We start from the raw sequence: 6,655 nt of genomic DNA, 5'->3' as shown, positions 1-6,655 counted from the left end.
CCGCCTCCCGCCCCCGCGCCCCCCCGCCGCGACGCTCATCGACGCGGCCGCCGCCACCCGGTACGGCCCGGGCAGCACCGTTTCCGGGCCGGTGATCTCGACCGGGCCGGGCGCCTCACCGGTCAGATCGCGCCACAGCGCGCCGAACACCTACGGCAGGTTCAGGATCAGCTCGGCCGGAACGACCTTCGTGCCGGTGTAGAACGGGATCTCCTCCCGCACGTGCCGCCGCGCCTCGGTGCCGCGCAGGTGCCGCATCAGGTCGACGATGCGGTGCAGCTCGTCGGCCTCGAAGGCGAGGATCCACTCGTAGTCACCGAGCGCGAACGACGCCACCGTGTTGGCGCGCACGTCCGGGTAGTCGCGGGCCTCCTTGCCGTGGTCGGCGAGCATCTTGCGGCGCTCGGCGTCCGGCAGCAGGTACCACTCGTAGGAGCGGACGAACGGGTACACGCAGACGTACTTGCGCGCCTCCTCCCCGGCCAGGAAGGCGGGGATGTGGCTGCGGTTGAACTCCGCGGGGCGGTGCAGCGCGAACTGGCTCCACACCGGCGTCGACACGCGGCCCAGCGGGGTGCGGCGGAACCCGGTGTAGGCGGCCTGCACCTGCTCCGGGGTCTCGGCGTGCCACCAGATCATGTAGTCGGCGTCGGCCCGCAGCCCGGCGACGTCGTACACGCCGCGCACCACGACCCCCTTGCCCTCCAGGGCGTCGAGGTACTCGGTGGTCTCGGTCGCGGCCTGGCCGCGATCCTCGGGGAGCCGCCCCGGCTCGACCCGGAACACCGACCAGGCGGTGTAGCGGATGGTGTCGTTGAGCTCCTGGTAGTTCAGCCGCGCCATGCCCCCATCTTGGCACTGCCCGGAAACCCGCTGCTAGCGCACCAGCTGTGAGGTGATGCGGGTCGCGGCCGCGGTGGCCGTCGCGATGCACGCCGGCACCCCGACACCGTGCAGGGCGGCCCCGGCCAGCGCCAGCCCGGGCACCTCGGCGACGGCCCGCTCGGCGCGCTCGACCAGGTCCAGGTGACCCGGCCCGTACTGCGGCAGCCCGCCGCCCCAGCGGGTCACCACGACGTCGATCGGCTCGGCGGTGATCCCGGTCAGCTCGGCGAGGTCGTCGCGCACCAGGCGGACCAGGTCGTCGTCGTCGCGGTGCAGCGCGCCGGGCTCGCGGAAGCGGCCGACCGAGCCGCGGACCAGCACCGGGCCGGTGTCCAGGTGAGGCCACTTGCGGGTGGAGAAGGTGAAGGCCTTGGCGGCGAACGGCTCGCCGTCCGCGCGGCGTTCCCGCGCCCCGATCAGCACCCCGGACGCGTCCGGCAGCTCGGTGCCCGGTGGCAGGGCCATCGCCACGACCGCCATGGACGCCAGCTCGACCTCGCCGAGCGCCGCCGACGCGGCCGGCGCGACACCGTCGAGCAGCTTGCCGGCCGCCGGCGCGGGCACCGCGAGCAGGACGGCGTCGGCGTCGATCAGCTCGTCGCCGATCTCCAGCTGCCAGCCGCGCTCCCGCCGCCGCAGCGCGGTGACCGGCCGTCCGAGGCGGATGTCCGGCTTGGCCAGCTCGACGAGCCGGTCGACGAGCGTGCCGAGACCGCCGGGCAGGGTGCCGAACACCGGCGCACTGCTGGGCTGGGACGGGATCAACCCGGCCGCCGCAGCGGTCAGCGAGGGCGCGCCGCGGTCGATCGCGGTGGCCAGGGCGGGGACGGTGGCGCGCAAGCCGAGACCGTCGGCGCCGCCCGCGTAGACGCCACCGAGGAGCGGGTCGACCAGCCGGTCGACGAGTTCGTCGCCGAAGCGCTCGCGCAGCAGGGCGCCCAGCGCGACGTCGGACTCCAGCGTCACCGGGGGCAGGTCCGGCTCGGCGGCCACGCGCGCCCGGCCCTCGTCCGAGAGCACCTCCGCGACGGCGTCCGGCGAGCCCGGGATGCCCATCAGCGTCCGGCCGGGCAACGGGGCGAGGTGGCCCCCGGCGCGCACGGTCGAGCGGGCCTTCGCCGGGTGGACCAGCTCCAGCCCGAGCTCGGCGGCCAGTCCCACGCCTTCCGGGCGCCGGGCGAGGAAGGCCTCCGCGCCCACGTCGTAGCGCACGCCCGCGACCTCCGCGGTGCGCAGCTTGCCGCCGAGGCTGTCCGTGGCCTCGACGAGGGTGATCGCCGCGCCGTCGCCGAGCGCGCCGCGCAGCCGGTACGCCGCGACCGCGCCCGACACGCCCCCGCCGACGACCGCGACGTGCATCAGCCCTCCAGGCTGTGGACGAGCTCGACGACGCGGGTCAGCACGTCGGGATCGGTGCCGGGGGGCACGCCGTGGCCGAGGTTGAAGATGTGCCCGGCGGCGGCGCGGCCCTCCGCGGCGATGCGGCGCACCTCGGCCTCGATGACCGGCCAGGACGCCTGCAGCAGCGCCGGGTCCAGGTTGCCCTGCACGACCGGCACGGGCTCGCCGTGCGCGGTCAGCCGCCGCACGGCTTCGTCCAGCGGGACGCGCCAGTCGACGCCGACCACGTCGGCCCCGGCCTCGCGCATGGCGGTCAGGAGCTCGCCGGTGCCGACGCCGAAGTGGATGCGTGGCACGTCCAGGTCCGCGACCGCGCCGAGCACGCGTGCCGAATGCGGCAGCACGAACTCGCGGTACTCGCGCAGCGTCAGCGCGCCGGCCCAGGAGTCGAACAGCTGCACCGCGTCCGCACCGGCTTCGATCTGGCCGCGCAGGAAGGTCACCGCGATGTCGGCCAGCTGTCCGGCCAGGTCGTGCCACACCTCGGGTTCGGAGCGCATGAGGGCCTTGGTGCGCTCGAAGCTGCGGCTGGGGCCGCCCTCGATGAGGTAGGACGCGAGCGTGAACGGCGCGCCGGCGAACCCGATCAGGGGGGTCTGGCCCAGCCGCTCGACGAGCAGTCGCGTGCCGTCCAGCACCGGCTCGAGCCGCTCGGGCTCCAGCGCGGGCAGGCGGCGGACGGCGGCGGCGTCGCGCACCGGCTCCGCCACGACGGGCCCGGTGCCGGGCACGATGTCGACGTCGATACCGGCGGCGACCAGCGGCACCACGATGTCGCTGAAGAAGATGGCGGCGTCCACGCCGAGGCGGCGGACCGGCTGGAGCGTGATCTCGGCGATCATCTCGGGGTCGAAGCAAGCCTTGAGCATCGGCACGCCCTCGCGCAGCGCCCGGTACTCGGGCAGCGAGCGGCCGGCCTGGCGCATGAACCAGACGGGCAGACGCGCGGGACGACGGCCGCGGGCGGCCGTCAGGAAGGGGGACCCGGCGAGGTCCCGGCGGCCCGTGCGTGGCCGCGACTGCGCAGTAGTGGACATCGTCAACCATGGTGCCACGCGGCCCTGGGGCCCCTTCCCTCGGCGCGTCTGCCGCCCGGTGCCCGTTCGCCGTCCTACAGTCGGGCTGTGACCGCGATGACGCATGCGCCCGAGATGTTCCGTGAAGCTGTCGCGGCGTTGCAAGCGATCCGGCCCCGGCCGGAGATGACCCTCGAACCCGTGCGCGCGCCGCAGCGCCTGGCCCCCTGGTCCTACGCGCTCAGCTGCGACGCGACGGGTCCGGCGGACGTGACGGCCACCGGCCGCCTGGTGCTGCTGCACGACCCGGAGGGCCCGGAGTCCTGGGACGGGGTGCTGCGGATGGTCGTCTACGTGCGCGCGGAGATCGACCGGGAACTGGCCAGCGACCCGTTCCTGCCCGCGGTCGGCTGGTCGTGGCTCACCGACGCGCTGGAGACCTCCGGCGCGTCCTTCACCGCGCTGGGCGGCACGGTCACCGAGACCTCGTCGGCGCGCTTCGGCGACATCAGCGGCCCGGCCCGCACCGACGACCTGGAGCTGCGGGCGTCCTGGACGCCGTCGGACCAGCACCTGCGCCCGCACGGCGAGGCGTTCTGCCAGCTGATGTCGAGCGTGGCCGGGCTGCCGCCGGTCGGGGTCTCGCTGTTCGGCCACCGCCAGAGCGGCTGAACGACCCCCGCGACGCGCCGGGTGTGACGTAGCCCTCACTCCGCGGCCGACGGCGGCGTCGATAGAGTTCGGTCCCGCGGCCTCCGGTCACCCTGGCGATCCCGGGCGGGGGCTCTCCGTAGATCCACACGAGCCACCTACGCTGCGTAAAGAGTTCACGTCAGTCGATCTGATGACCCCACTGATCCAATCGGTGAACGCTGTAGAACACAGTTCGTGAGCAGATGCACGGTCCGTATGCACGCGCAGCAGCCTGCCCCCAAAAAGGTCATATCGCTGGCACTCTGCGACGCGTTAGCCACGGGCAGTCTATTACTCCGAACGTGGTACAACGATGCCAGCTAGTAACTACCCGATCGAGATAGATACCCGTTCGATCCCCCCGCGGAAGGCGATCGGCGGCTAGAGTGCCTCTTCGACGACACCACTTTCGGTCTAGAGCTGGCGCGGCTGATCGGCCGAAAGTACCCGGTGCCGGTCGGGGGGCACGACCGACTCCAGGGAGGTAGTGACGTGGCTGCCGTCGGCTTGTCGCAGGCCGTCAGATCCACGCCAGCCGGTGCTTTGCCGGCGAGCATGGTCCCGCACCCGCGGGAAGAGCTGTTTTCGGTGCTGGTGGTCGACGACCACCCGCTCCTGAGGGAGGCGATTGCCGCACGACTCGCACAGATGGGTGCGGGCACCGTACACGAAGCTGCCTCGGTAGCGGAGGCGAGGGCGCGGGCGACCGCGACGGGTCCGTGCGACCTGGCCATCCTCGACCTCGGGCTGCCGGACGGGAGCGGGATCGACCTGGTCACGGAACTCCGCAGCCAGGGCTGGCCCCGCATCGTGGTGCTCGCCTCGTCCGACGACCCGTATGCCGTGCGCTCGGCCTTCCAGGCCGGTGCCCAGGCGTACCTGCTGAAGTCGGCCTCGCCCATGGTGGTGACCGACGGGGTGCGCCGGGTGCTGGACGGCGGGGTGTACGCGGACCCGAGCGTGGCCCCGGTCCTGGCGACCGGCACGCGGGTGCCGGGCACCGACAACACGCCGCGGGAGCTGTCCGCGCGCGAGGTGGAGGTGCTGCAGCTGGTCGCCGACGGCCAGTCCAACAAGGAGATCGGCGAGGAGCTCAGCCTCTCGGCGCTCACCGTCAAGTCGCACCTGTCCCGGATCGGGCGCAAGCTCGGCACCGGCGACCGGGCGCAGATGGTGGCGCTGGCGATGCGAGCCGGCGTCATCCGCTGATCCCCAGCCGATAACACGACCCAACGGACGGGCGTACCGGTGACGGTGCGCCCGTCCCGTAGGGTTGACCGACGTGGAAACCGCAGATCAAGTGCCTGATACCAGCGAACCGGACGTCCCGGTCACGCTCAAGGAGCCGGCCGACGGGACGCCGGACGTGGTGGCGGACGAGCCGGCGCTGGCGCGTGCCTGCGAACGGCTGGCGGCGGGCACGGGTGCGATCGCGGTGGACACCGAGCGCGCGTCCGGCTACCGCTACTGGCCCAAGGCCTACCTGGTGCAGTTGCGCCGGGAGGGCTCCGGCACGGTGCTGGTGGACCCCATCGCCCTGGAGGGCAGGCTGGGGCCGCTGCAGGACGTGCTGAACGGCGAGGAGTGGGTGCTGCACGCCGCCTCGCAGGACTTGCCGTGCCTGGCCGAGCTGGACCTGGTTCCGGGCAGCCTGTTCGACACCGAGCTGGCCGGGCGGCTGGCCGGCTACGAGCGGGTGGCGCTGGGCACCCTGGTGGAGAAGCTGCTGGGCTACCACCTGGAGAAGGGGCACAGCGCGGCCGACTGGTCGAAGCGGCCGTTGCCGGTGGACTGGCTCAACTACGCGGCGCTGGACGTCGAGCTGCTGATCCCGCTGCGGGAGAAGCTCGAGGCCGAGTTGGACGCCCAGGGCAAGCTGGACTGGGCGCGCCAGGAGTTCGAAGCCGTCCGGACCGCCCCGCAGCCCCCGCCGAGGAGCGAGCCGTGGCGGCGCACGTCGGGGATCCACAAGGTCCGCACCGCGCGGGGCCTGGCGGCGGTGCGCGCGCTGTGGGAGGCCCGCGACGAGCTGGCCCGCAAGCGGGACCGCGCGCCGAGCCGGGTGCTGCCCGACAGCGCGATCGTGAACGCGGTGCTGGCGGAGCCGAAGTCCGTGGCCGAGCTGCAGGCGCTGCCGGTCTTCGGCGGCCGCGTCCAGCGGCGCTACACGGGCAACTGGTTCCGCCACCTCCAGGCGGCGCGCCAACTGCCGCGCGACCAGCTGCCCAACCCGGCACAACCGAACGACGGCCCTCCCCCGGCGAACCGCTGGGCGGACAAGGACCCCGACGCGGCAGCCCGCCTGGCCGCGGCGCGTGCCGGGTTGGCGAAGATCGCCGAGCACCACCAGCTGCCGGTGGAGAACCTGTTGCTGCCGGACCTGTTGCGCCGCACCTGCTGGCGCCCACCAGAGGACAGGAGCCTCGAGGCGGTCTCGGCGGCACTGGCCGCGGGCGGCGCACGCCCGTGGCAGGTGGAGCTGACAGCACCGGTGCTGGTAGAGGCTCTGCAGGCGACCGCCTGAGCAGCCCCGCAACGAAACGCAAGCCGGCAACGAAACGCAAGCGACTACCCCAACCAGACCTCCCCCGCCCCCGATCCACAGCCGATCTTTAGTCGCCGACCAGCCGTGTCAAGGCACGCTTTCCCGCCTTGACACG

6 protein-coding genes are annotated in these 6,655 nt (G+C 73.4%); 3 read left to right on the top strand and 3 right to left on the bottom strand.

Going from position 1 to position 6,655, the window contains the following annotated elements; translation table 11 throughout:
- Positions 1 to 150: 150 nt before the first annotated feature.
- Genes hemQ through hemE form a run of 3 tightly spaced genes read right to left on the bottom strand, consistent with a single transcriptional unit; the run spans position 151 to position 3,323 of the window.
- Positions 151 to 843, bottom strand: a complete 693-nt coding sequence (gene hemQ / locus ABZ193_RS42865) for a hydrogen peroxide-dependent heme synthase (RefSeq protein ID WP_017983668.1) — start codon at positions 841 to 843, stop codon at positions 151 to 153.
- A 33-nt stretch (positions 844 to 876) separates the two neighbouring features.
- Positions 877 to 2,244, bottom strand: coding sequence for a protoporphyrinogen oxidase (hemG, locus tag ABZ193_RS42860; protein ID WP_354714559.1), 1,368 nt, complete (start codon positions 2,242 to 2,244; stop codon positions 877 to 879).
- A complete protein-coding gene (gene hemE / locus ABZ193_RS42855) occupies positions 2,244 to 3,323 on the bottom strand; it encodes a uroporphyrinogen decarboxylase (RefSeq protein ID WP_354714557.1) in 1,080 nt (359 codons plus the stop codon). Before hemE ends, hemG begins: the two co-directional genes overlap by 1 nt.
- Positions 3,324 to 3,410: 87 nt before the next feature.
- Between hemE and ABZ193_RS42850 the strand changes: the two genes are divergently transcribed.
- From ABZ193_RS42850 to ABZ193_RS42840, 3 genes are all read left to right on the top strand, one after another.
- Positions 3,411 to 3,974: a DUF3000 domain-containing protein gene (locus ABZ193_RS42850; RefSeq protein ID WP_027935123.1), complete on the top strand. Its 564-nt coding sequence runs from the start codon at positions 3,411 to 3,413 to the stop codon at positions 3,972 to 3,974.
- Between the two features lie 576 nt (positions 3,975 to 4,550).
- The gene (locus tag ABZ193_RS42845) at positions 4,551 to 5,204 is read left to right on the top strand and encodes a response regulator transcription factor (protein ID WP_017983672.1); all 654 of its coding nucleotides are present in this window, start codon (positions 4,551 to 4,553) and stop codon (positions 5,202 to 5,204) included.
- A 91-nt stretch (positions 5,205 to 5,295) separates the two neighbouring features.
- Positions 5,296 to 6,519 (top strand): ribonuclease D, encoded by a 1,224-nt coding sequence (locus ABZ193_RS42840; protein WP_354714555.1) that lies wholly within the window; start codon positions 5,296 to 5,298, stop codon positions 6,517 to 6,519.
- Positions 6,520 to 6,655: the final 136 nt, after the last annotated feature.

Source organism: Amycolatopsis sp. NPDC006125, assembly GCF_040614195.1.
GTDB classification, from domain to species: domain Bacteria; phylum Actinomycetota; class Actinomycetes; order Mycobacteriales; family Pseudonocardiaceae; genus Amycolatopsis_E; species Amycolatopsis_E tucumanensis.
The sequence above is the reverse complement of the archived record's forward strand: the minus strand, read 5'-3'. Positions and strand labels throughout refer to the sequence as shown.

Coding starts and splice junctions, on each gene's coding strand:
- hemQ (WP_017983668.1), bottom strand. CDS start 843: ATGGCGCGGCTGAACTACCAGGAGCTCAACGACACCATCCGCTACACC.
- hemG (WP_354714559.1), bottom strand. CDS start 2,244: ATGCACGTCGCGGTCGTCGGCGGGGGCGTGTCGGGCGCGGTCGCGGCG.
- hemE (WP_354714557.1), bottom strand. CDS start 3,323: ATGTCCACTACTGCGCAGTCGCGGCCACGCACGGGCCGCCGGGACCTC.
- ABZ193_RS42845 (WP_017983672.1), top strand. CDS start 4,551: ATGGTCCCGCACCCGCGGGAAGAGCTGTTTTCGGTGCTGGTGGTCGAC.